This is a genomic window from Leifsonia sp. KNZ13-11D (genome assembly GCF_056754895.1).
On sequence record NZ_JBPGWU010000001.1, the window covers coordinates 3,855,926 to 3,878,976 of the forward strand.

The 23,051-nt window shown below is 64.2% G+C and carries 23 protein-coding genes; 9 read left to right on the plus strand and 14 right to left on the minus strand.

Features of this window, described 5'->3' with window-relative positions; all coding sequences use genetic code 11:
- Positions 1–27 precede the first annotated feature (27 nt).
- Positions 28–879 (minus strand): hypothetical protein, encoded by an 852-nt coding sequence (locus tag ACR9Y5_RS18980; protein ID WP_481299433.1) that lies wholly within the window; start codon positions 877–879, stop codon positions 28–30.
- Between the two features lie 142 nt (positions 880–1,021).
- On the opposite strand from ACR9Y5_RS18980, the gene ACR9Y5_RS18985 reads away from it, so the two are divergent.
- Complete coding sequence (locus ACR9Y5_RS18985; RefSeq protein WP_481299434.1) at positions 1,022–4,675, plus strand: NACHT domain-containing protein; 3,654 nt, start codon at positions 1,022–1,024, stop codon at positions 4,673–4,675.
- A 173-nt stretch (positions 4,676–4,848) separates the two neighbouring features.
- On the opposite strand, the gene ACR9Y5_RS18990 is transcribed toward ACR9Y5_RS18985, so the two are convergent.
- Positions 4,849–5,253 carry a VOC family protein gene (locus tag ACR9Y5_RS18990; protein WP_481299435.1) on the minus strand — a complete coding sequence of 135 codons (405 nt, stop codon included), beginning with the start codon at positions 5,251–5,253 and terminating at the stop codon, positions 4,849–4,851.
- 75 nt (positions 5,254–5,328) lie between these two features.
- Between ACR9Y5_RS18990 and ACR9Y5_RS18995 the strand changes: the two genes are divergently transcribed.
- Both ACR9Y5_RS18995 and ACR9Y5_RS19000 read left to right on the plus strand, forming a co-directional pair.
- A complete protein-coding gene (locus tag ACR9Y5_RS18995; RefSeq protein WP_481299436.1) occupies positions 5,329–5,949 on the plus strand; it encodes a TetR/AcrR family transcriptional regulator in 621 nt (206 codons plus the stop codon).
- Positions 5,946–7,010, plus strand: a complete 1,065-nt coding sequence (locus tag ACR9Y5_RS19000; protein ID WP_481299437.1) for a Gfo/Idh/MocA family protein — start codon at positions 5,946–5,948, stop codon at positions 7,008–7,010. The genes ACR9Y5_RS18995 and ACR9Y5_RS19000 overlap by 4 nt, the downstream gene beginning before the upstream one ends.
- Positions 7,011–7,023: 13 nt before the next feature.
- Here ACR9Y5_RS19000 and ACR9Y5_RS19005 read toward each other — a convergent pair whose 3' ends face one another.
- The 9 genes from ACR9Y5_RS19005 to ACR9Y5_RS19045 all read right to left on the minus strand — a co-directional run bounded on the left by ACR9Y5_RS19005 (position 7,024) and on the right by ACR9Y5_RS19045 (position 16,699).
- Positions 7,024–9,051 (minus strand): beta-galactosidase, encoded by a 2,028-nt coding sequence (locus ACR9Y5_RS19005; protein WP_481299438.1) that lies wholly within the window; start codon positions 9,049–9,051, stop codon positions 7,024–7,026.
- The gene (locus ACR9Y5_RS19010; protein ID WP_481299439.1) at positions 9,048–9,206 is read right to left on the minus strand and encodes a hypothetical protein; all 159 of its coding nucleotides are present in this window, start codon (positions 9,204–9,206) and stop codon (positions 9,048–9,050) included. Before ACR9Y5_RS19010 ends, ACR9Y5_RS19005 begins: the two co-directional genes overlap by 4 nt.
- Complete coding sequence (locus ACR9Y5_RS19015) at positions 9,197–9,862, minus strand: carbohydrate ABC transporter permease (RefSeq protein ID WP_481299440.1); 666 nt, start codon at positions 9,860–9,862, stop codon at positions 9,197–9,199. The genes ACR9Y5_RS19010 and ACR9Y5_RS19015 overlap by 10 nt, the downstream gene beginning before the upstream one ends.
- Positions 9,863–10,008: 146 nt before the next feature.
- Positions 10,009–10,935, minus strand: a complete 927-nt coding sequence (locus tag ACR9Y5_RS19020) for a carbohydrate ABC transporter permease (RefSeq protein WP_481299441.1) — start codon at positions 10,933–10,935, stop codon at positions 10,009–10,011.
- A 66-nt stretch (positions 10,936–11,001) separates the two neighbouring features.
- Positions 11,002–12,342, minus strand: coding sequence for an ABC transporter substrate-binding protein (locus tag ACR9Y5_RS19025; protein WP_481299442.1), 1,341 nt, complete (start codon positions 12,340–12,342; stop codon positions 11,002–11,004).
- A gap of 67 nt (positions 12,343–12,409) precedes the next feature.
- Positions 12,410–13,504, minus strand: coding sequence for a Gfo/Idh/MocA family protein (locus ACR9Y5_RS19030; protein ID WP_481299443.1), 1,095 nt, complete (start codon positions 13,502–13,504; stop codon positions 12,410–12,412).
- A complete protein-coding gene (locus tag ACR9Y5_RS19035) occupies positions 13,501–14,550 on the minus strand; it encodes a Gfo/Idh/MocA family protein (RefSeq protein WP_481299444.1) in 1,050 nt (349 codons plus the stop codon). Before ACR9Y5_RS19035 ends, ACR9Y5_RS19030 begins: the two co-directional genes overlap by 4 nt.
- Positions 14,547–15,593: a Gfo/Idh/MocA family protein gene (locus tag ACR9Y5_RS19040; protein ID WP_481299445.1), complete on the minus strand. Its 1,047-nt coding sequence runs from the start codon at positions 15,591–15,593 to the stop codon at positions 14,547–14,549. Before ACR9Y5_RS19040 ends, ACR9Y5_RS19035 begins: the two co-directional genes overlap by 4 nt.
- A gap of 2 nt (positions 15,594–15,595) precedes the next feature.
- The gene (locus tag ACR9Y5_RS19045) at positions 15,596–16,699 is read right to left on the minus strand and encodes a Gfo/Idh/MocA family protein (protein WP_481299446.1); all 1,104 of its coding nucleotides are present in this window, start codon (positions 16,697–16,699) and stop codon (positions 15,596–15,598) included.
- 144 nt (positions 16,700–16,843) lie between these two features.
- Between ACR9Y5_RS19045 and ACR9Y5_RS19050 the strand changes: the two genes are divergently transcribed.
- From ACR9Y5_RS19050 to ACR9Y5_RS19070, 5 genes are all read left to right on the plus strand, one after another.
- On the plus strand, positions 16,844–17,848 hold the full coding sequence (locus ACR9Y5_RS19050; protein WP_481299447.1) for a LacI family DNA-binding transcriptional regulator: 1,005 nt from the start codon (positions 16,844–16,846) through the stop codon (positions 17,846–17,848).
- Between the two features lie 117 nt (positions 17,849–17,965).
- Entirely contained in the window at positions 17,966–18,376 is a 411-nt protein-coding gene (gene panD / locus ACR9Y5_RS19055) for an aspartate 1-decarboxylase (RefSeq protein WP_481299448.1), read from the plus strand.
- 108 nt (positions 18,377–18,484) lie between these two features.
- Positions 18,485–19,003, plus strand: a complete 519-nt coding sequence (locus ACR9Y5_RS19060; protein ID WP_481299449.1) for a hypothetical protein — start codon at positions 18,485–18,487, stop codon at positions 19,001–19,003.
- A gap of 238 nt (positions 19,004–19,241) precedes the next feature.
- Positions 19,242–20,165, plus strand: coding sequence for a Ppx/GppA phosphatase family protein (locus ACR9Y5_RS19065; protein WP_481299450.1), 924 nt, complete (start codon positions 19,242–19,244; stop codon positions 20,163–20,165).
- Between the two features lie 146 nt (positions 20,166–20,311).
- Entirely contained in the window at positions 20,312–20,611 is a 300-nt protein-coding gene (locus ACR9Y5_RS19070) for a hypothetical protein (protein ID WP_481299451.1), read from the plus strand.
- Here the strand turns inward: ACR9Y5_RS19070 and ACR9Y5_RS19075 are convergent, their stop codons facing one another.
- Genes ACR9Y5_RS19075 through ACR9Y5_RS19085 form a run of 3 tightly spaced genes read right to left on the minus strand, consistent with a single transcriptional unit; the run spans position 20,612 to position 22,564 of the window.
- The gene (locus ACR9Y5_RS19075; RefSeq protein WP_481299452.1) at positions 20,612–21,082 is read right to left on the minus strand and encodes a hypothetical protein; all 471 of its coding nucleotides are present in this window, start codon (positions 21,080–21,082) and stop codon (positions 20,612–20,614) included.
- Positions 21,075–21,839: a hypothetical protein gene (locus tag ACR9Y5_RS19080; protein ID WP_481299453.1), complete on the minus strand. Its 765-nt coding sequence runs from the start codon at positions 21,837–21,839 to the stop codon at positions 21,075–21,077. Before ACR9Y5_RS19080 ends, ACR9Y5_RS19075 begins: the two co-directional genes overlap by 8 nt.
- The gene (locus ACR9Y5_RS19085) at positions 21,836–22,564 is read right to left on the minus strand and encodes a hypothetical protein (RefSeq protein ID WP_481299454.1); all 729 of its coding nucleotides are present in this window, start codon (positions 22,562–22,564) and stop codon (positions 21,836–21,838) included. The genes ACR9Y5_RS19080 and ACR9Y5_RS19085 overlap by 4 nt, the downstream gene beginning before the upstream one ends.
- 193 nt (positions 22,565–22,757) lie before the next feature.
- Between ACR9Y5_RS19085 and ACR9Y5_RS19090 the strand changes: the two genes are divergently transcribed.
- Positions 22,758–23,036, plus strand: coding sequence for a hypothetical protein (locus ACR9Y5_RS19090; RefSeq protein ID WP_481299455.1), 279 nt, complete (start codon positions 22,758–22,760; stop codon positions 23,034–23,036).
- Positions 23,037–23,051: the final 15 nt, after the last annotated feature.

The following is a 23,051-nucleotide window of genomic DNA, read 5'->3' on the forward strand; positions in this document are numbered from 1 at the left end:
ATGGCACTAGCTCTTGAGAATCGGATGTCACCTAGGCGGGTCAGTAGCGGGAACGACGTTTGGCTCAATGTCGCCGGCTACGCGGTCCTGGCTGTGCTTGTGGGGTTGTGGGTCGTTTCCGCGTTCCGGAACCCGGTCGTCTTCGTCATCGGCATTTTTCTGGGTCCGGCGTGTCTTGTCGGAGCTGTCGGAGCGAGTAACTTCGTCTCCGGTTTGCGCGGTCCCGCCCGGGTTCTCGGCTGTGTTGGCTGCGTCGCGCTCGGGATCGGTTATGGCGTTCTCTGTCTGGTGCCGTTCTGATTCCGCGACTTTGAGCATCGGGTGATTGCTCAGCACCTCATCTGAGACGAACACCTTAATCTCCGAGTCCTTTGCTGCGTCCACCGTGATGCGGAGTCGCTCGGTCGCTGACCGCCACTCTTCGCGGGCAACAAGAACGGACCGACGGCGTCCCCAGAGCTTCCATACGGGCCGAAGGACTGGCATGACACGGGTTACTTGTGAAATCAGCGGCCACGGGATGTCGTAGCTTTCGGCGACACGCATTGCGACTTCACCCAGCCACGTCTGCTGGCGGAAACTGACGTAGTGCGTCCAGCCCCAGAAGGTCACCGTTGCCAAGATCAATCCGATCGCGGCGGCCAGAAGTCCCAGGATTTCCAGGCCCGGTGTTTCGAACAGCTCTGAGACAACGCGGGCTACGCCGACGAGGCTTGCAGCGTACACGGCGAACTTCACCGCACGGCTCGCGAGCAGGGACACAAACAGGTGCCCGAAACGTGAAATGTCGGGCGCGATTGCCGGGCCGTTTGTGTTGGGCGCCAGCAGGGTCATGTTCTTCGGCTCCGAACCGTCGAAGTAGGCGTAGAAGAAGCTCATTTTGGGACTGGATTCGTTAGACATACCTCAGTGACCATCGGCGGCACCCACCGGCTTGTAAGCGCTACGACGGCACGCCGCCGCCTTCCGGCAACCACGCCAAGGTCACTCGTCCCTGACCTGACCGTGTCAGGATCTTGCTGTGACCGAGAAAACCAGCAATGGCGGCCGTGGTGGCGCAGCGAACGAACTGGGCAGCCTTCACCGGGGAGGGGTGGCGGCGGTCCTCGCGATACACGGTCTGATGGACGCGCCTGTGAACGGGGCCGCCGGGAAGGTTCCGGTCAGACTCACGCTCGAAGCTGACGCCTCCGTGGACGACATCGTCTGTGAGATGCAGGACGGGTCCACCTGGTATTTCCAGGCGAAGAGGTCCGCGAACAAGGACGCGCTCAACTCCACCATCGACCAGTGGGCAAAGCAGGTGACCGCGGCCCCCGACCGCGTTCTCCTGGTGACTCGCAAGTCCCGTGGGAGGGTGGGCGATCTCAGGGACGCACTTGATCGTCGACGAACCGATGCGAACGCTCCGTTGCCGACGGCGCAGAAGACCGCATATGACAGTGCCCACGAGCGCGTCGAGAAACTAGCGCCAGGTCGCGGCCCGTCACTGCTCGCTCAGGCAGCCGTGCTCGATTGGGAAGCTGATGGGCCCTCTGACGTTCGAGCGGAGAATGCCGCCGCGCGCGTGGACGGCCGCGTCGTCGAATCGGGGCAGGGTGCAGCAGCGTTCAGTGCCCTCCAACAGTACTTCCGGGAGGTCGCCGGAAAGCGTGCTTCGACTGTTCCATCGGACTGGGTAACAGCGCTGCGTGACGCTGGCCTTTGCGTCTATCCAGATGGAAACGGGTCGTCGGGCGCCCGAGCCGCGGCGGCCCTCGAGGAGGGCCGACGGTACCGTTCCACCCTCACTGCCCGTCTGGACCGGTTGGACGTGGGTCTCCTCAGCCCTGAGCCTGAACTGGTCATCGACGGGTTCGTTCATTCCATTTCGGTTGCGTTCACAGACCCACAAGATGATGACCCACGTCGGAAGACCCACTCGCTTGCGCGGTCGATACGGCGCAATCGCCGCTTCATCATTCACGGCTTACCCGGAACGGGAAAGTCCGAGGCGATGCACCAAGTGGCGGCGTGGCTGGCCGCCGACGAATCCGCACCGATGCCCCTGTACGTGGACCTTCGCACGATCGCCTCGAAGATTCGCAATTCAAGCGAGGTCACGCTCCAGCTGCTGATTGAAGAGGCAGCCCGGCATGTGAACACCGGCAGCCCAGCGTCGCTCCTCGAAGCTCTTCAGTCCGCGGTAGATGGCGGTCATGCGATTTTCTTGCTCGACGGCCTGGACGAAGCGCTGTCCAAGGCTGGTGCTGTTGCCGCCGGTGTGAAAAGGCTCCTCCCGGGGTTACATCCCAATGTGGGCCTTCTGCTCACTACCCGGCCGAGTTCTGCGCCGTCCGCCCGCGCGCTGGGTCTTCCCATCGTCGAGCTCGTCCCACCCGACCCCCGCACCGCTGTTCGTGCGCTTTTCTCGGCGCTTGCTCCGCATGAGGGTGTGTCAGTGGATGAGACGGGCAGTTGGGTTAGCGGCCTCATGCAAAACCTGGAGAAGGACTTGTCAGGGAACGCGACGATCTGGTCGACGCCTCTGCTTGCGATCCTGGGGGCGTTGCGACTTGTCAAGGGTCGCCACTCTGATGTGAGCGCGGTCGCCCTCTTGTACGGAGTTATCGAGGACAGCATCAAGAAGTGGGAACTCCGACGCGTAGACGACGCCACGAGCGAGGCCCCGGAGAAGATCGACCGGACGATGTTCTTGCCGGCGTACGCCGTGATTGGTCAGGCTCTAAGCCAGAACACTCGCGTAACCGTAGGTGACGCTCAGCAGCTGGTGACCGAGTCGCTGAGACAATGGGATCTCGCGGAGCCGTATCGGATAGACATCGCCCAGTATCTTGTCGAGTTCTGGGATTCAACGGTCGGCGTGTTCGTCGCTATCGACGGTGTCCTCGAGCCAAGGAGCCGCATTCTTGCAGAGCTCGGCGCCGCGCACGCAGCCCTGCACCTGAAGTCCGCTTCCGAGCGCCGGCAATGGTTGAGCAACGCCCTCCAAAACGAGGAGAACGTCAACGCTGTCGCTCTCGCATGCCAGGGAAGCACCGAGATGGCAGGGTGGCTCGTCGAACTCGCCCACCACGAAGGAAACGCCGAGCGTCGGAGTCGTGCACTTGAGTGGTTGTGCCAATTGGTCCCGACTTGGGGTGATGCTGCTGCCGGCTTGATGGCGGACATCATTGAAGCGCTCGAGGCAGCGATTCTGAGCCCGGACGCCCCGAGTGTTCGCCCCAAGAAGCCGCCGCTGTTCACACTGATCGAACGTCCGCAACTCCTTCAGCCCCGAGAGGGAAGCATGCGATGGGTGGCGGCCGCGACGCTTGCCGAGTTGCCGCTCGCCCTCGACATGCGCGAGCGTCGAGATGCGGTGCTTTCAAGCGAGCGACTCTCCACAGATGAAAAACAGATCGCCTCCGCGTTGACAGCACTCACCGACGCGTTGACGGACCGGACCCAGCTCACGCCCGACGGGTATGAAGCGCTCCGTCGAGTGCTGGCGGTCGAAGTTCCCGCGCGGGAGCCCGCGCCGAAGCGTGACAAATACGGGGTTATGGTGTTCGAGCCGGGCGCTCCTATCGCCCCCGGCCTAGACAGCGTTGCGGTCCTTGTATCGCAGCTCCTTCCCGAGCTGACAGAAGAAGAGTGGACTCAGATTCACCGGTTCGCGAGGAAGTCGACCGGTGCTGTCTACGACCGTGTGGAACGCGCTTCGCGCGCAGCCGGTCATCCCGACCCGGACCCGTCGATGCTTCCGCAGCTCGACCCGCACTACGCCGAGTTGGCACACGAGTACCTTCGTTTCGAATGGCTCGCCCAACCGCTCGTTGCGGGCGCCGATCAAACAATGTCCCTGTCACCCGACGAGGCTTGGCGGTTGCCGCATCTTTGCGAACTTTGCGACGCTATTCGGCTCATCGATGCCGACACTGTTGAGGCGGTCGGCGATGACGCAGTTTCTGCCGATCGGGTTTTGGCTTTGGTGCGTGCCCGCGCTGAACGTGACGGGATCGACATGGGCAAGGTCACCGAGGAGGCTCGACGCCTTCTCGCCTGGCCTGCCGATGACGATGAGGGCGATGAAGAGTCAGCAAGAGACGTCTTGGTGGCGACCGCGTTTACGCGGACCGTGCCGGGAGAACATCCGCTGTCCGAGGCGGCCGCCGCTGCTCTGGTGCCGGCGCTCGCTTCGAAGTCGGAGTGGATGTCCCGCAACGCCGTTCGATTGTTGGTGAACACACGCTTCCCGGCGGTCGCCGAACACGCGTCTCACCTGAAACCTCTGACGTGGTACTCGGAGTTCTTCACCGGTATCGCTTGCGCTGCCAACGGCGTCGACGAGGTGGCTGAGCTTCGACGACTGGTTGGCCTCGGGCCCGGGAGCCGCGCGGCAGCCGCAGCGTGGGCCCGCGGAGAGGACGGCGAAGAGTTCGACCTCATCCAATCTTCGCTACTGGAGGATCCGGACGCGACGGTGCGGGAGGAAGCCGGAGCGACAGCGGCCGGCTTGCGGAGCGCTGAGCATTGGACGTGTCGTCGCTGCGGTCACCGGAACTCGATGTCCGTGCTGCCATGCGCGAACTGCACGCTAACCGATCGAGGCACGAGGCGTGAAGCGCTGTTTAACGAGATTCACGGCGAACCCCCGCATCGTCGGCGAGCTGCGACTCCCTCGCCGGGCTAACGGCTGGTCGGGGCGTCCGGGGCGCCGCGTAGCGTTCGCCTCTCAAGGAGGCGACCCCGGAATGACCTCGAGCGACACGCTTGCGTCGTGTGACTATGGCGCAGTAGGTAGGGGCGGTCCCACCGCCCGTCCGCCGCAACGCCGTCACGTACCACACCAGGCGAAGGAGCGGACTAAGCGGCTGGCTGTATCAGTTCGACAAGGTTGCCTTCTGGGTCATGCACGTACGCGAAGCGAGCGCCCGCCCGTACCGCGTCGGCGGGTGCGGACACGGTCGCCGCTCCGGCGTCCAAGGCCCTCCGGTATTGGCGGTCGATGTCATCGACTGAGAGCGCCCAATGGAAGTAGCCCTGTACGGCTGCGCCGGCAAATGGGTCCGTGAAGCTCTGAGCCGACGATCCCTTACGTTCGACCAGCTCGAGCTTGGTGCCGGAGTCAGACCGCAGAATGACGGTACGAACTCCAGCCTCCGGCATCTCGAACCGCTCCTCGACGTGGACAAGGTCGAACGCTGCGCCGTAGAACTCTGCCTGGGCGTCGAGGTCGGCGACGGAGAGGCCGACGTGGTCGTGTTGCATGGCTTCCTCCAATGAATGCCGTTAATTAGATTAGTACCATTAGTAGCACGAGATGAATGGCGCTAATCTTGGGGAATGCCGAGAAAACGAGGCCAACATCACGGCGACCTGCGCGCCGAGCTTGAACGCGCCGCCCTCGATCTTGTGATCGAACACGGCCCTCAAGGCGTGACTTTGGCGGAGGTCAGCCGCCGCGCCGGCGTCAGCGTGGCCGCCCCCTACAACCATTTCGCCGACCGGGATGCGCTTCTCGCAGCCCTGACGCGTCGAGGCTTTAAGGAGCAACTGGAACGCTTCTCGTCAGCCACGGCCGCTCACACTGACCCTGCTGAGAAGCTCGGCGCGTTCGCCGGCGCGTTCGTCGACTATGCGGTGGACCGTCGGGGTCTATTTGTGCTGACCTCTACCGCTGACCAATTGAAGGAGCGGGACGACACTGTGCGCCGCGCAGGGGACGCAGTGTTCGCGCTGCTCCAGACACCGGCCGAAGCAATCTGCCACTCACAAGACAGCGCACGTGACCTCATCTACGCGGTGGGCGCGGCCGCGCACGGCTACGCCTCCCTGCTCACCACCGGAGCTTTTGATGCGCTGCCTGACCCCCGCTCGTACGCGCGGGAACAGGCAGCCGTTGCGGCGCGAGCCCTGGCACGAGCACTGGCCCAAGAACCACGATCCCAAGGAGGCACCGAATGACGAGCACCCCGATCGGAGTTGGTGTCGTCGGACTGAGCGCCGGCGGCAACTGGGGAGCGACCGCCCACTGGCCCGCCCTCCAGGCGGTACCGAGTGTTGAACTGCGCGGCCTGGTCGCGAGCTCTCCGCAGTCGACGGCTCGCGCCGCGGCTCAGTACGCGGTGCCGGGATTCGACTCGGTCAGCGAGCTCGCCGAACGCGACGACATCGATCTGATCGCGATCACTGTCCGCGTCCCCGAACACCGGCGCCTGCTGGAACCGATTCTCGCCTCCGGCAAAGCCATCCTTTGCGAATGGCCGTTGGCTCTCGACTCCACCGAGGCCGTGCTCCTGCAGCGACCGCATGGTGCTGGGCCCGGCTTCGTAGGGTTACAGGGACGCATGTCGCCGACCGTGCGGTGGCTTCGTGATCTCGTCAGTGACGGATTCCTTGGCGACGTGCGCTCGAGCGCCATGCTCGCGTCCTTCCCCGGCGGTGGCCCAACTTTCATCTCCGGCAACGCGTACACCGCAGACGCGGCCAACGGCGCCACGATGTTCACCATCGCGTTCGCACACGCGTTGGACCTTCAAGCGATGCTTCTCGGCCGGCTGAGCGACACCGCCGCGATGATCGCCACGCTCCAGAGCGAGGCGCTCGTGGTGGACACCGGGCAGATGATCCCGAAGACCTCTCCAGACCAGGTCGCCGTTCATGGGCGACTGCGGAACGGAGCGCTGGCAAGTATGCACTTCCGAGGGGCGGCCCGCCGTACTACCCCTTTCCTGTGGGAGATTGACGGAACTGCCGGGTCGTTGCGCATCACAGGAGACTCCGGTCTTCCGATGAGCTCTGCGCTCAGTGTTGAAGCTGCCCGCGACCGCCAGTCGCTCACGCCACTTGAAGTGCCGACGGGCTATGACCTTTACCCGGCTCTCCGAGGCACTCCGGCGCACAATGTCGCCCATCTCTACACCTCCATCGCTGACACTCTTGCCGGAGGCGAAATGCGAGTGCCGACGTTCGAGGACGCGCTCGCGCTCCACCGCGACCTTGAACAGCTCGCTTCCGATCACTAACCAAGCTTGCCGTCTACTCGGCGATAGCGACGACGGTAGCTCCGCGGGGCGGCACCACGTCGGCAGCAGCTTGCTCTGACCACGAACGACCCAAAGTCTGCATTCCGCGTAACGGTCGCAACCGTGCGGGTTCGTGCGTCCAGTTAATGAGGAAGACGAGTCGGCGCCCATTTTCGCTGACTGCTTGGCGGGTAACTAAACCTGGTCGCGGATCTTGCCAGATGGGTTCGTCCGCACCGACTCCGAGGAGTTGGACGAGCGCCCTTCCGGATGCCTGATCCGGTGATAGCGAGGGGTAGGTGCACATGAGGACCGCGTGACCGTCGCCGTAGGCGTTGCTGGTCACTGCGGGGCGCCCGTCGGTAAACGTCGCGAGTACCTCTGCCTCGCCGACGACCGATTCCCGAAGCCATGAGAGGGCGAGGGTCGTCGATCCGAGGGAGATCGTCTCGTTCTCTAAGACCGTCGTGCTTTCTATATCTATAACGCCAAACGCGGCGCCAAGGGAGGACGGCGGGACGACTGATCGCCTGAACCCTAACTCCGTGTATTCAGCCGGAGTCGCTTCGCTCACTACCGTTCCACCGTTCTTCACGAACCTGGCAAGCAGGGTCGCGAGCGCGTCCGTCGCGGTGGAGGGCATCGGCCAGTAGATCGCCTTCAACTGGTCCGGCAATCCTTCGGTTACGGCACGCTCGGCGGAGACGATGGTCACCGGGACGTCCTGGTCGGCGAGCATCCGGTACGCACCAAGCACGGCATCCCGATAGAGCTTCATCGACCGATCGGTGGCATACGCATGAAGGGCAGACGTTCGGGAGACCAGGAGCCCGACGCGTGGCAGCACTGGTTGGCGACCAGCTAGCTCCGGCAGCTTCGCAACGCGGGCGAAGTCGGTGACCCGGTCGACGCGCGAGGTCGGGGTACCATCGGGTGCCGTGAGTCCATAGCCGGGGCTCTCCGGCCCGAGCAGTTCCGGGCGCCACTGCCAGAACATAACGCCGGTGGCTCCCGCGGCGAGCGCGTTCCACATCCACAGGGTGACGACGTCGTCTCCTGGCTGACCGGTGGAGTCGAGCCCATCGCGCCGTCCGCGGCCACCTTGCAGTTCGGCCTGCCAGAACGGCGCTCCAGCTGCGGCGTCCCGTGCGGTATCGAGGTTGAAGAGATGCTCGACGTGGTCGTCGTTCATCAGCCAAGTGGGGAAGCTCGACGTGCCGAAAAGGTCGACCGCGTCGGCGAGGGTGTACTCGTCGAGGGTGTGCGTAGCGAGCTGACCGGTGTATCCGCTGAGGGCGACATGCGTCATTACGACCGCGTCCTCGCGGCGGTTCTTGACGGCGGTGACGCGTCGATCGAGCCAGCGGCGAAGCGTGTCGAACCAGGATTCTCGCCAGTCGATGAGGTCGGGGACAGCCTCGAACACGCGAGGGGGATGCACCTGGCGCCATTCGCTGTATCGGCGCGCCCAGGCGTCGTTGAGCGCGCCGAGCGATCCGTACTTCTCGCGGAGCCATCCGTCGAAGCGCTGCAGGGAGGCGTCGCAGTAGCAGAACAGCCGCTCGGGATAGTACGACGCTGGCTCGAGGTGCGGCTCGTTCCATACGTCCCAGACCGCCACCTGGTTGCCATACCTATCGACGAGCGCGCCAAGAAATCTCTCCGCTGCCTGCCAGATCACGTCGTTGTCGAAGCAGAGCCCCGGCCAGCCGCCGCCGGGCGTGTTCATCGCCGCTGTCAGCTGGATGGGCCGACCTTCCTGGTCGGTGTATCGGGCCTCTGGATGCGCAGCCTCCAGCCAGTAGGGAGCGTTTTCGATGATGGTGTTCACGACAATGCTCAAGTCGAGCTCGGATGCGATTCCGATCAGCTCATCCAGCTCGTCGAAGTCGAAGACGTCCGGTTCGGGGTTCATCCAGCTCCAGCACGCCCACAACTTGACCGTGTTCATGCCGGCATCGCGCATCGCGGTGAGGTCGCGTTGCCAGTCGGCGCGGGGCGGGTTCGGTGGCCGGAAGTACTGTGCTCCGAGCGTGGTCACCCTTTGACTCCTCCGAAGGTTAGGCCGCGGACCAGGAACCGTTGGGCGGCGAGTCCGAGGATGAAGATGGGAATGATGGCGATGACGGCGGCCGCGGAGCTGCCGCCCCAGTCGATCGAAACGGACCCGATGAACGAGGAGACGCCTACAGGCACGGTTTGAGTGTTCTGCCCGGACAGAACGAGGGCAAAAGGAACTCGTTCCACGAGAAGATGACGCAGAGGACGGCGGTGGCCGCCATTCCCGGCGTGGTGAGCGGCACGGCGACACGGAGGAACGCTCCGAGCCGGCCCGAGCCGTCGACGAGCGCAGCTTCCTCTAGCTCGGGCGGCAGCTCCTCGAAGAAAGAGCGCATCATCCAGATGACGATTGGAAGGTTGAAGGAGGTGTGGGCGAGGATGAGCGCCGCGTAGCTGCCGGTAATGTGCAGCTGCTGGAAGATGACGAACATCGGTACGACAAGCGCGACGGCGGGGACCATGCGGGTGAAGAGCACCATCCGGGCCCACCATTCGCGACCGCGGATGGGTAGCCGGGCTAGAGCGTACGCGAACGGCACTCCGAGGACGAGCGACAGCAGCGTGCTGCCGAACGCGACGACGACGCTGTTCACGAGGTAGTGGCCGAAGTCGAGCTGGCCGAAGACCTTGCCGTAGTTCTCCAGCGTCGGAGTGAACACGACGGACGGGTTCTTCGCGAAGATCTCGTCCGGTGTTTTGAACGAGTTGACCGCGACGGTGAGAACCGGCACGAGCACCCAGATGAGGAAGACGGCGACGACGACGTAGCAGGCGATAACCCAACCGTCCACACGCTTGCGCCGTCGGCGATGGGGCCGGGCGGTGTCTGCAAGCGACCGGTCGGACCGCGCGACCTCCGCATCGGGACGTGAGGATGGGACGCGTGGCGCACGAGTGGCGACCACCTCGTGAGGTGTTTGATGCCAGGGCGCGAGACTCATGAGAAGACCCTCCGGCGGCGTAGGAGCCGCAGATAGATGCTGGAGATGATCGCGACGGTCACAAGGATGAAGACGCTGAGTGTCATCGCGTATCCCATGTCGAAGAATGAGAATCCGGTCTGGTACGTGTACAGGCCGATGGTCTCGGTCGCGCCGCCGGGGCCGCCGCGGGTGAGGACATACACGGTGTCGAAGATCCGGTAGGTGTCCATCGTGCGGAAGAGGAGGACGAGCAGGATCTGCGGCATGATCGCCGGGAGCACGATCGACCAGGAGATGCGTGCACGGCCGGCACCGTCGATCCGTGCTGCCTCGAACTGCTCCTCCGAGATGCCGAGCATCCCGGCGTGCAGGATGAGGATGACGAACGGGGTCCATTGCCAGATGTCGACGAGGATCAGCGACGGCAGCGCCAGCTGTGCGTTGCCGAGGAAGTCGATGCCGCCCTGGTGCCCGAACAGCGCCAGCACTCGGCTGATAAGCCCGAACTGCGGGTCGAACATGTACCGCCAGAGCAGGGCGGTGATGACCGGCGCGATGATCATCGGCAGCAGGATGAGCGAGTTGGCGAGCTTGCGGCCCTTGGTCAGCTCGAAGAGCGCGCTGGCGACGATGAAGCCGAGCACGAGCTCGACGCCGACGCTGCCGATCACGTACAGGATCGTGTTTCCGAGCGCGTTCAGCACCTTGGGATCGGTGAACAGCTTGACGTAGTTGTCGAGGCCGACGAACGTCTTGCCGGTGTTGATCTGGGTGAGCTGCCACTTGTAGAGCGAGAGCACGACGGAGTAGATCAGCGGGGCGACAATCACGAGCGCGAGCACGAGCGCCGGCAGCACTGTCAGCCAGCGGCCGAGCCGGCGGCCTTCCTTGTCCCAGGTGGCGCGCGGCCTGCCTGTCCTGCGGGTCACCGTCGTTGACATCGCGTTCTCCTCCCGGTCGATGTGCAGGGGGATGGACGCCGGCGGCGCCCATCCCCCTGTCTTGCGTTACTGCGCGAGACCCTTGAGCGCGGTCTGCATGTCGGCGACCGACTGCTGGACTGACGACGACCCCTGGATCGCCTTCTGGACGCTGGTCTCGATTTGGTTCTGGATGCCGGGCCAGGAGGCCAGGCTCGGCTGCGGGTTCGAGTACTTCAGGGCTTCGTTGACGGCCGGGAGGAACGGGATCTTGGATGTCAGCGACGTGTCCGTGTAGAACGACTTGGTCGCGCCCAGGGTGCCGGCCGCGAGCGCGACCTTCGCCTGCTGAGCGGTGTCCGTGTAGTACTGCAGGAACGAGTACGCGGCATCCTTGTGGCTGGAGTTCGCCGCGATGCACCAGTTCCAGTAGATGAGCTCGCCGCCGGCCTGGTCGCCGAAGGAGATCGGCGCGTACGCCCACTTGCCGACCGTCGATGACTTGGAGGAGTCCTCCAGGGCTGACAGTGCAGGGGTCGTGTCGATCACGATCGCCGACTTGCCTTGCGCGGCGACGGTGGCTGCGTCGTCCACGGCCATGTTCAGCATCCCGGTCGGCGCGTACTTCGCCGCCGCGGTGTAGAACTCGAGCGCCTTGGTGGCTGCCGCGTCGTCGAGCGTGCCCTTGGTGCCGGACTCGTCGTACCACCAGTTGCCCTGTGCGGTCAGCATCGTGCCGAAGACATCTGCGACAGCTCCGGTGGCCTTGCCGGGCAGCACAATGCCCGAGGCCCCGTCGGTGCCGTTGAGCTTCTTCGCCGCCGCGAGCACGTCGTCGACGGTCTTCGGGGCCGGGATGCCGGCCTTGTCGAAGAGGTCCTTGCGGTATCCGACGACCACCGTGGAGACGAAGTCGGGCAGGCAGTACTGCTTGCCGTCGTACTTGCCCTGTGCGAGCACGTTGGGCAGGTAGGAGGCTGCCGAGAATCCAGGCGGGTTGCGCTTGGCGTCCTTGAGGTAGTCGTCGATCGGCGCCAGGTATCCGGCCTTCGCGAACTCGCCGAACCAGCTGGGGTGCACGTAGACGATGTCATAGTCGGAGCCGGACGACAGGGTGAGCGCCTGCTTGTCATGCAGGTTCTCGTAAGGCACCGCGGCCATCTGGATGGTGCCGCCGGTGTCCTTCGACCAGTCCTTGCCCGCCGACACCTGCCCTGCGGTCCACGGGTCGCCCGCCCAGCGTGAGACGGTGAGCTTCTCGCCGGTGAACTTCCCATAGGGGCCGTCGGAGCTGGCGGGAGTGGCGTGCGGGTCGCCGTTCGAGCCGGAGGGGCCGGACGTGCAGGCCGTCAGCGTGAGCGCGATGGCGCCCGCCGCCGCGACCGTCGCCGCGAGCATGCGGCGTCGGCGCTGTGTGTGGTACATCATTCTCTCCTTTGAGGTAATGCTCGCCGAGCGTCCGATGCTCGGCCTCAGGGTAGCGGTGCCAGGGGTGTCAGTGGGTGATGGTGACGGCCGCACCTCCTCTCGCCGCCGAGTCGTATCCGGCTTCGATCACGCGTAGGCAGGCCACCCCGTCGTCGAGGGTCGGGCCGAACGGCCGCTCACCCTGCTGGATGCGGTGGATGTAAGACGCGACCTCGCGCTTGTAGTGATGCACGTGCGGCGCCCATCCCGAGTAGTCGTGCGGTTCGGTCTGCGCCGGTTCGATGTTCGGGACAGTCCACCCGCGAAACAGCTCGTCGTCGGTCCCGCGGAACACCTCGACCCGTGGGAACGGATCGGTCGCCCGCATGATGAGGGTGCCCTCGGTGCCGTAGATCTCGAGCGCGTTGCGCATCTTGATGTCGACGTTCATGCTCCAGGCGGTGGTGATCTCGCCGAGCGCGCCGTTGCGGTACCGCACGATGGCGACCGCGACGTCCTCGTCCTCCAGGGCCGGCTTCGCACGGTTGGCGGTGAAGGCGGAGATCTCCTGGATGTCGCCCACGAGCCAGCGCAGCAGGTCGACGCCGTGCGAGCCCTCGTCGATCCAGGCGCCGCCGCCGTTCAGGTCGTGGTCGGACATCCACTCGACCATGTCGGGCGGGCAGCCGATCTCGGCGATGCCGGCGAGCCCGATGATGCTGCGGGTGAACAGCACAGTGCCGAGGACGCCGCTGTCGACGATCTGCTTGGCGCGGTCGGCTTCTTTCGAGAAGCGGCTGACGAACGCAGCGGTGCCTTCGACCCCGGCCGTGGCGACTGCGTCGGCCATCCGCTCGGCGTCCTCGGTCCGGGTGGCGATCGGCTTCTCGCAGAAGACGTGCTTCCCGGCCTGGGCCGCCGAGACCACCTGGTCGACGTGGCGGCCGTTCTCCGAGTGGACCATAACCACATCGATGTCGTCGCGGGCGACGAGCGCGCGCCAGTCGGTGGTGAAGTCCGCGACCCCCCAGCGTTCGGCGGCGGCGCGGCCGCGCGCCTCGTCATCGTCGGCGATGGCGACGATCTGCGCGCCGGGGATCTCGGAGAGGGCGCGCGCGCGGAACTCCGCGTGCACGTGTGCCCAGCTGATCATCCCGATTCGGACCGTGTCGGTCGCGGTCATACGTTTACTCCTGCTCTTGCGTCGATTGCGTGGCTGTCAGTGGTCTGGTGCTGAATGGCCTGCCGGCGGCCGGTGCGTGCCGCGGTGAGCGCGGCCTCCACAACTCGAAGGACGGCGAGTCCGGCCTCTCCTTCGGAGGGCGACGGCTCACCCGTCGTACGCACATGGAGGAAATGCCGCAGCATGTCCTCGTGCCCGTCGGCCAGAAGCCCGGGGATCGGGAGGGGATACGTCCAGCCACCGCTCGCGCCAACCTGTTCGATCGGCTGGCGGTGGAGGTTGTCGATGAGGATGCGACCGCCAGTGCCGACGATCTCGAAACGCGAATCCATAGCGCCGACAAGACTCCAGCTGTCCTCGCAGACCCCGATGGAACCGTTGGCGAACCGAAGCGTGAGCACCGCCGTGTCCTCCGCGCTCGTGCGCTCGCCCCAGACGAAGGTGCCGACCTCCGCGGACACCGAAGCGACCTCCGAGCCGACGAAGAAGCCACAGAACGCGATGCTGTGCACCGCCATGTCGAGCACGGCGCCTCCCCCGCTCCGGTCCGGGTCGAAGAACCAGTCGGAATGCGGCTTGCCGATTCCCTCGCGTGCGGCGACGCGGAAGACGGCACCGATCGATCCGGTGTCGACCGAGCGCTTGGCCTCCTGCAGCGCCGGGATGAACGGGACGTTCTCAGCGTAAAACAGTCGCGTACCCGCCGCTTGCGCGGCGTCAATCATCGCTTCCGCCTCCGCGACCGTGCGGCCGAGCGGCTTGATGCAGATCGCGTCCTTGCCGGCGGCTGCGGCGAGCAGCACCGCCTCGGCATGCACTTGCGGTGGGGCCACGATGTCAATTACGTCGATGTCGTCGCGGGCGACCGTCGCGGCGATGTCCGTGCTCCAGCTCGGAATCCCGAACCGTTCCGCGGTGGCGCGGGCGGACTCCTCGGTTGCTGCGACAACGCATCGCACCTCCGCCCCGACGATGCGCTGGAAGGCGGGCAGGTGCATGTTCTCGGCCCAGAACCCCGCGCCGACGACGGCGATCCCAGTGGTCATCGGCGCGGCTCCCCGTTGAGGGCCACGGTGCGATGCTCATCGAGCGACTGCTGGGCGGCGAGCATGAGCTCGAGTGCGTCGCGGGCCTCCGCCGCGGTCGCTGCCTTGGTGCCGTCCTCACGGCCCAGGATGCGGTCGACGAAGTACTGCTGCTCGCCGCTGTAGCCGTAGTCCCAGACCAGGTCGGGGTAGACCCAGCCGCGCTGGTCGGCACCCTGCCCGTCACCAATCAAGTGGAGGTTGAGTGCCTGGGAGTGCACGAGGTCGACCGTGGCGCTGCCATCGTTCCCGTAGACGTCGAGGGTGAAGTTGCCGCGCCCTGCGGTCCACGAGACGTACATGCTGGACACGACGCCGCTGGTGTGGCGAACCGTGACGATCGCGTTGTCCGGGCTTCCGTACTTCTTTGCCCCCTCGAGCTTGTAGGCGCCGCCCTCGGTCGTGACGTGTTCCGCCGGCCCAAAGAGCCACAGCACCAGGTCGCCGAAGTGGACGAGAGTGTCCAGGATCACGCCACCACCGTTCGCCGGGTCGTAGAACCAGTCGTTGGAGGGTTCCCAGCCGAACACGGCGGCCTGCGCGGCGATCAGCGGACCGAGCTCGCCCGAGTTGATCCGCTGTTGAAGCTGCGGAAGCGGCGGGGTGAAGCGGAGCATAAAGCCGAATTGCACCACGCGGTCGGATGCTGCCGCCGCGGCCACAACCCGGTCCGCGTCCGGAAGGGTCAGTGCGATGGGCTTCTGGCAGAAGACGTGCTTGCCCGCCTCCAGCGCCTGCACGACCTGGTCGGCGTGCAAGAAGTTCGGAGTAGCCAGCAGCACGGCGTCGACGGCGTCGTCATCGAGGATGCTCGAGAACGACGGCGCCACGTCAAGTCCGTACTGTCCTCCGAGGCGCTCGGCGGCCTCGAGGATCGGGTCGGTCACGGTGACGAGGCGGCCGCGCGCGATCCGCTCGTAGGCGGCGGCGTGGACCTTGGCGATGCGTCCGGCGCCGACAAGGCCGACGCGGACGGTGTCGGTGAGGGTGGTCAAATCGGTCATGGTCACGCCTCCGCCCCAGTGCCGATGAGCTGCTGGCCTGGCTTAACGTCGGCCGCGAGCGGGAAGGAGATCCGCTGCCCGGTCCGGTGCGACTCGTAGGCGCCGAGGATCATCTCTAGTGCCGCACGCCCGTCGCGGGCGTCGGGTACGGGTCGATCGCCGGTGCGGATGACGCGCTCGAACTCCACCAGCAGCTCGCGGTAGCAGGCGTCGTACCGTTCTTCGCCGACCAGATCGACGTAACGCCGGCCGAGCCACGGTTCCTCTGTGCCCTGGATTTCGTACTGCGGGCTCTTTTGGTAGTGCAACTCGATCTCGCCCTTGGTGCCGCTGAGGGAGGCGTGGTCTGGGCTGTTGAGCGGGCCGAAGTAGTCGGGCGCGTGCCAGGTGCTCTCGACGGTCACGATCGCGCCGTTCTCGAGTGTGTAGGTGGCGACGCCGTAGTCCTCGACGCCGAGGTCTTTGTAGGTGAGCGATCCGATGTGCGCGGTGACGGATGCGGCGTCGCTGCCGAAGAACCAGCGGAAGAAGTCGGTGAAGTGCACGCCGTGGTCGAGGAAGCCGCCACCTCCGCTCTTGACCGGGTCGGCGTACCAACCCTGGTCGGCTGCGCCCGGGTGGTCGAGGATCGCGCCTACCGGGAACCGGATGGAGTAGAAGCCGGACACCAGGTCGCCGACCGCGCCCGCATCCACAGCCTCCTTCACCTGCTGATAAGCGGGAAGGAAGCGCAGCAGGTAGGCCAGCATGACCGGCACCTTCTCGCCTGCGGTGACGATGCGGTCGGCGTCGGCGAGGGTCGTCGAGATCGGCTTGTCGAGCAGCACAGGCTTTCCTGCCGCGGCCGCCAGTTCGACGTGGTCGGCGTGCGCGGAGGTGTAGGAGGTGACGATCACCGCGTCCACATCGTCGCGCTGGATGAGTTCGGCGTAGTTCGTGGTCCAGCTGCCGCCGAACTTTTCGACGAAGCCGCGGGCGACCTCGGGTCGTTCGTCAGCGACACCGACAAGTTCGAGCCCGTCGATGCCCCGGACGAGTTCCTTGGCGAAGGGGTACGCGTGGTAGTGGTTGTGAAGGCCGGCGATGCCGATCCGGATGTTACTCACAGAAGTGCTCCGTTACAGATCTGTCCCCGGTGAGGGGCTCGGTGTAGAGTTACGCAACCGGTTTACTAAACCGCTTGCGTTAGCATTGCATGCGAGCGACGTGTTGCGCAACCGGTTTAGTAATCTGATTCGTAGGGAGCTTTGATGGACGGGAAGCCAACGACGATCCGAGAGATCGCCGCGATCGCCGGCGTGTCGGCCGGGACGGTCTCCCGTGTCATGAACGGCAAGCCCGGTGTCGGCAAAGAGGCCCGGGAGCGGATCTCCAAGCTGATCGCCGAATACGACTTCCGCGGGGACGGTAACGCACGGCAGTTAGCCAAGGGGCGTAGCGACACAATCGGAATCGTCTTTCCGCTTCACGCGTCGGAAGTCGTGATGCACCCGGTGTATCCCGACCTTCTCGGCGCAATCAGCGACGCCGCCCAAGAACTTGGCAAGGATGTAAACCTGTTCACGACAGCCGCCGGCGATCCGGTCGGTCATATCGTCGACGCGTTCAGGCGCAAGCGTATCGATGGCCTGATTCTTCCCGCCGCGAGCTCGGAAGATCCGTTGGTTGCCCGGGTCGCGGCGGAGGGCATCCCCACGGTGCTTATCGGTCACCGTCAGGAGGCGGAATTCATGACGTGGGTGGACTGTAGTCACGATGACGCGATCGATGAGATAACCACAGCCCTTATCCGCGCAGGTAGCCGACGTCTTGTACTGCTGAACGGGCCGAAGCGCGTCTCCGCGTACGCGCTCCGATCCGCCGGCTTTTGGCGGGCGGTGGAACGGTCCGAGTTCGCCGAGTTGACGTGCAAAGAGGTCGATGTCGAGATGAGTTACGGCGCTGGTCTTGCAGCTGCCAGCGTCATCGCTTCTGCTGATGCGGTGATCTGCTCCGCGGACAGCACCGCGGGGGGTGTCTTGGAACAGTTGCGACAGTTGGGGCGGGAAGTGCCGCTGGACGTTAGTGTTACTGGCTTCGACGACACACCATTCAGTTCGCATTCGAACCCGTCGCTGACGACCGTGAGAATGCCGCTTGGGGAGACGGGCAAACGAGCAGTCCGGCACCTCATTCAGATGACCGAATCAGCTGAGACACCCGACCCGGTCACCTTGAAGACGACCGTGATTTGGCGCGAATCGACCCGAAGGTGACGTGCCGCCGCCCGCTCGTTGAACGGCTAATGGTCGGCACATCAGGTCAGATGCTCTAATGCTGAGTTGCGGTGGACAAGCTGCCTTGTTGGTGAACTGATCTGCTTGGATTGGCATGTGCTGCGCACCATGTTCAAATCGAAGGTCCACAGGGCTGTAGTGACCCATTCAGACCTTCATTACGTCGGCTCGTTGACGATGGACAGCCAGTTGATGGAAGCTGCCGATCTTCTTCCGGGCGAGCAGGTAGCTGTCGTCGATGTGACGAACGGGTCGAGGTTCGAAACGTATCTGATCGCTGGCGAGCCGGGCAGCGGTGTGATCGGTGTCAACGGGGCGGCGGCTCACCTGGCCGATGTTGGCGACCTCGTCATCGTCATCTCCTACGCACAGATGGAGGACTCCGAAGCACGCCGGTTTAGACCGACTGTGGTTCATGTCGATGCGGAGAACCGGATCCTGAAGATTGGAGAGGATCCTGCTGCGGCGGTCGTGGAGGGATTGAGTTCACCGCCGTTCGCCCTCTGAGCCGCTGTGGAACCACGTCGGCAGCCGCAGCTCCCTATCCCGACGAGATGTCCTCTCCGAGCGTTTGAGTTGATCTATCGCGAACGCATCATGCCGTGAAATTCGGCCGTGTCGGCGGTGCCCGATAGCTTCGAGGTGGAGGAAACGATGAGTGAGGAGTTGGAGGCGCAGCTCGAAGCCCATTCCGAGCAGTTGCGATTGGTCGGTGAGGAGCTTGACCGTCAGCGCGACTCTGTGACGAAGCGGCGAAGCGCCTTGGGCTCGCGGGCTGCCTTGCTGGTCGGAGCGGCAAGCATCGCCGCAGGTTTTCACGTGTCAGGAACCGTCAACGGTTGGCAGGTTCTCGCCGTCGCTGCCTCCCTTGTCTCCGCGATTCTCGGTGTGGTTGCGCTCTGGCCGCGTCAGGGGCCGGATGTGAACGTCGAATCGTTCATCGACGGCCTTTACCGGTTGGGGCCCGCCGCGACCCAGCTTGAACTGATCAACACCAAGGCCGCCGTTCACCAGCATGAGGAGCTTGCATTGAAGCGCTCCGGTCGGATCTTGCGCCTCGGCTTCTCCTTTCTTGTACTCGCAATCCTGTTCACCGGCCTTCAGGCCGCTGGCGTATCGGTCACGATCACTTAGGAAGGGTCGCTTCTCACATGGGAGACAATCAGCAGCCAACGCCGCAATCGAGCCCGCCGAGAGATGTCCCGGCGGACCGGTTCCATTACGTGCAGAAGGAAGCTCAGCTGCCTACGCGGCCGACGCCGCCAGCTCGGGAGAACCCGAAGCGGTAGCCCTTCTCGTTCGCGGAGCCTCCGTCGCTCGAGCAGGGTTTTGCGGACGCAAGCCCGATGTGTGGGCACGCTAATGTCGGACAGTGCGCCTAGGAGTCTTGGACGTCGGTTCCAACACCATTCATTTGCTTGTTGTCGACGCTCATCCCGGCGCACGGCCGATACCGGCAGCCACTCACAAGTCAGTCCTCCGCCTGATGCGGTACATCACCCCCTCTGGCGCGATCAGCGACGAAGGCCGCGCGACCATCCTCGACGCCATCAAAGCGGCGGCCCGTGTCGCTGAAGAGGAGAACGTCGACGCGCTTCTGCCGTTCGCCACATCCGCGCTACGTGAGGCGACCAACGGTCCGGAGCTCCTCGACGCGATCCGCGCGCAAACCGGGGTGGATCTGCAGGTGCTCTCCGGAGCCGATGAGGCCCGACTGACGTTCCTTGCTGTGCGACGCTGGCTTGGTTGGTCCTCCGGCCGGATCCTGCTTCTCGACATCGGCGGGGGCTCGCTGGAGATCGCCGCGGGGGTGGACGAATACCCCGACGTCGCCGTGTCTGTTCCTCTTGGGGCAGGCCGAAGCACCATCAACTTCCTCCACGAGGACCCGCCCCAGAACGGCCACGTGGACGCGCTTCGCGACCACGCCAAAAACACGCTCGAAGGTGTTGTCGGGCAGTTCGAGCTATCCAGCGACGACCACGTGATCGGCACTTCCAAGACGATCCGCTCTCTCGCACGGCTCGCTGGCTCAACAATTCCAAGGCCGGGAGGGGCGGACCGTGTCACTTTGAGCCGAGGCGCGCTCGTCGACTGGGTGCCGCGGTTAGCGCGTATGCCCGCCGAGGCGCGCATGGCACTCCCAGGCATCACCGCCGACCGGACGTTTCAAATCGTCGCCGGCGGCGTGGTCCTTCGCGAAGCGATGCGCGCCTTCAACGTCGAAGAGCTCGAAGTGTGCCCTTGGGCTCTCCGAGAAGGGATCATTCTTCGTTACTTGGACCACTTGGACTAGCGCTATTGCATGCCTGCCAACGGTTGCCGTGACCGATGGTCCCGTAACGCCGGCTCAGGTGTGGTGTTGCGCGGTGAAGGTCGGACATTCCTGGTAGGTGCCCTGGGCGAACCTGGCGAGCCTCGATTAGCGACCAGAATAGGCGCATGGCTCTTTCTGGACCGGTATCGACCTTGTTAGTGGCGATCGACGGCGTGGACTCCGACGAGGACACCGCTCGGCTTCGCGATTTCATCCGGGCGGTCGCGGACGGGAATGGGTGGTGGCACCACATGACTTCGGTTTGGCTGGTTCGCACGGACCAGACACCGACGCAGCTACGCGATGGATTGAAGACCCAGTTCAGCGCCGATGCCCGGACCCTTGTGGTGGACGTCAGCGATTCGGTTCGCGCGTGGGCGGGACAACCCGAGCACGGAAGCGCGTGGCTCGCGAATCGCTGGTGATCACCAGGGCTGGAATCGGGACTTCGTGCCGTAAGTGAACGCGAAGTCTCGATCACCGTCGAGGTAGCCGATGACCATGTCGGGGATCTCGGGGGTGCCCCGAGTGGGGTCCCACGGCCCGAACTCCGATTCGGTTTCAATGAACTTCACGATGATTGCCGGCACTCCGTAGTGCGGGAACCGCGCGTTCCGCATCTGGGATTTCCACTGAACAAGCTGGCCCTCGCGCAGTTCGAAATCTTCCGAGAACGTGTCGTATGCCCGCTTGAGATCAGCCTCATAGGTCTCTTCGCCGGCGTACTGCAGATATGTCTGATCCATTTCGCGCTGCCGGCGTTGAAAGTCGCTGACCTCTCCGAAAAGCTCCGCGAAACCGTCGAGCGGGGTGGGGCGCTTCTCTTCGTCAGGCGCCTCCGAGCCCTCACCGGGTACTTGCGGGGCGCCGGTCTCATCGAGAGCATCGTCAGACACTGGACACCTTCTTCTTCTCGAACGCTCGCCGCATACGAGCAAGCGTTTCGGCCGACGCGACAAGGTCGTCTTCGCGGATCGGCGTGTACTCGCCAGCACCGATGTGCTCTGCGGTCAGCTCGTTCCGCTTGTCCGCGAGAGCAGCGTCGTATTCGGCTTCCGACTGGAATACCCGGAAAGCGAGCGCCTGCTTCTTCACCCACGCCATACCGTAGTGATCCGTGATCGACTCGAAGTAGAGCGCACGATTCAGTTCCCGCGACGGCGAACGGTCAAGCGGAAGCGCTGCGTACAGCTGGTAGACGCGCTTGGCTTCGCCAGCTGCCTTCTCCATCGGGTCGAACATGCACCTATGAAGAACAGGAGTGATGGAGTTCGCGAGACCGTTGACCATTTCCTGGAACTCGCGGACGTAACCGAAGCGAATGCGGAATCCACGCTCTTCTGTCTCCCATGCGTGGATGCCGCGGCTGGCCGCCGCCAGCTCTGGGGCCGCGAGCAGTCGAGCCACGAACGTCGGGCCTGCCACCCAAACGTTTTGACCCTCCTCGATCTGGCGCGGCCGCGAACTACGGAAATGACGGATTGCAGCGTTGTGGTTGTCGCCGATCGGGGCGAGGTCCTCTTCTATCCAATCGCGAGCGGTAGGCGAATAAAGAGAGCCTTCGATAAGCAGCACCGGCGGTGCCTGCACGATAGTGCTTTCATCTCCGCGCGCTTCGCCGATGTAGCCGACGACTTGGTAGTAGTCGCTCATGCTCCGCCCTCTCTGAGTAGGTAGTCACGCGTGTCCGGTCCGGGCCGTTCGGAGTCTGTGAATAGTTGCTCGACTAGAGCCAAGAAAGCGGCCACATCCTCCTCGGCGAGCGGCCGGGTTTCGAGAACGTATTCGAGAAAAAGGTCTATCCGCTCGGGATACGCGTATCCGATTACCGGATTGAGTACCGGCTCGGAACGTCTTTGCACCTTTACTCGACCCTCCCACATCCAACTTCTTCGCGTGTTGACGTCGGTGTTGATGATCTCTTTAACACTATTCCACGCCGGACGTTCACCCGTGACATATGCGGCGGCGGCAGTGAACGCGTCGTCGACCCAGTCGGTGAATGGTTTCGTGTAGGCGTCGATGTCGTGCGAGTGCTGCTGCACGAGATCGCGGCGTTCCCCTTTGTTCAGTGTCGGGTCCGTTTCGATCTTCCCTAACGCGAGCCCGCCGGTGTCGAATGGGCTCACCATTACGTCCACGCAATCCGCGGAGCTGTTTCTCTCGTAGCAGACATGGATGTTGCCGAACGCTTCATCCAGCGCGTTCACGTAGTAGTAGGTGTTGCCACCGATGCGAAGTATGCGCTCAGCCTCTTTCGTGGAAGCCTCCGGTTCGATGCGTTGGTGCTGATTTGTCAACCGAAGAAACAGCAACTCGCGCCAGTCGTTGCTCGTCTTCGGCTGCGAGTCGGGGCTCGATTGCACCCATACCACCATTCGGTGCGCACCTCCGTCCAGGGACCTTTCAGATTAGGGAACGCGTACAGTCAGGGCAAGGCCCAAAGCGGGGTACGCGGCTAGGAATGGTTTCGCGGCGAGCCCGCGCGAACGGCGCGCCGACCGCCAACTACGATTGTGGTGCCTGACGCCCGGCGCCCGGGCACGACAGCGCGGAGAGGCAGGTGTCCGGTTGGCGACAATCCTGATCAGCTATGACTTGAACCGTCCCGGGCAGGACTATAACGGACTCATCGCAGCAATCAAGGGTTTAGGTACCGGTTGGTGGCATCACCTCGACTCCACATGGCTCGTGGTGACGAGCAAGAACCCCAAGGAAGTACGTGACGAGCTAGTCGCCTTCCTCGACAAGGGCGACGAAATCTTGGTGATCGATGTCACTGGTGACGCGCGCGCGTGGCGTGGGTTCAAGAAGAGCGGGTCCGAGTGGCTCCACAACTCTTATAGGTAGCTCCCCCTTTATGGG

Coding starts and splice junctions, on each gene's coding strand:
- ACR9Y5_RS19035 (WP_481299444.1), bottom strand. CDS start 14,550: ATGACCACTGGGATCGCCGTCGTCGGCGCGGGGTTCTGGGCCGAGAAC.
- ACR9Y5_RS18980 (WP_481299433.1), bottom strand. CDS start 879: ATGAGCTTCTTCTACGCCTACTTCGACGGTTCGGAGCCGAAGAACATG.
- ACR9Y5_RS19070 (WP_481299451.1), top strand. CDS start 20,312: ATGGCTCTTTCTGGACCGGTATCGACCTTGTTAGTGGCGATCGACGGC.
- ACR9Y5_RS19000 (WP_481299437.1), top strand. CDS start 5,946: ATGACGAGCACCCCGATCGGAGTTGGTGTCGTCGGACTGAGCGCCGGC.
- ACR9Y5_RS19030 (WP_481299443.1), bottom strand. CDS start 13,504: ATGACCGCGACCGACACGGTCCGAATCGGGATGATCAGCTGGGCACAC.
- ACR9Y5_RS19050 (WP_481299447.1), top strand. CDS start 16,844: ATGGACGGGAAGCCAACGACGATCCGAGAGATCGCCGCGATCGCCGGC.
- ACR9Y5_RS19085 (WP_481299454.1), bottom strand. CDS start 22,564: ATGGTGGTATGGGTGCAATCGAGCCCCGACTCGCAGCCGAAGACGAGC.
- ACR9Y5_RS18995 (WP_481299436.1), top strand. CDS start 5,329: ATGCCGAGAAAACGAGGCCAACATCACGGCGACCTGCGCGCCGAGCTT.
- ACR9Y5_RS19080 (WP_481299453.1), bottom strand. CDS start 21,839: ATGAGCGACTACTACCAAGTCGTCGGCTACATCGGCGAAGCGCGCGGA.
- ACR9Y5_RS19040 (WP_481299445.1), bottom strand. CDS start 15,593: ATGACCGATTTGACCACCCTCACCGACACCGTCCGCGTCGGCCTTGTC.
- ACR9Y5_RS19025 (WP_481299442.1), bottom strand. CDS start 12,342: ATGATGTACCACACACAGCGCCGACGCCGCATGCTCGCGGCGACGGTC.
- ACR9Y5_RS19020 (WP_481299441.1), bottom strand. CDS start 10,935: ATGTCAACGACGGTGACCCGCAGGACAGGCAGGCCGCGCGCCACCTGG.
- ACR9Y5_RS18990 (WP_481299435.1), bottom strand. CDS start 5,253: ATGCAACACGACCACGTCGGCCTCTCCGTCGCCGACCTCGACGCCCAG.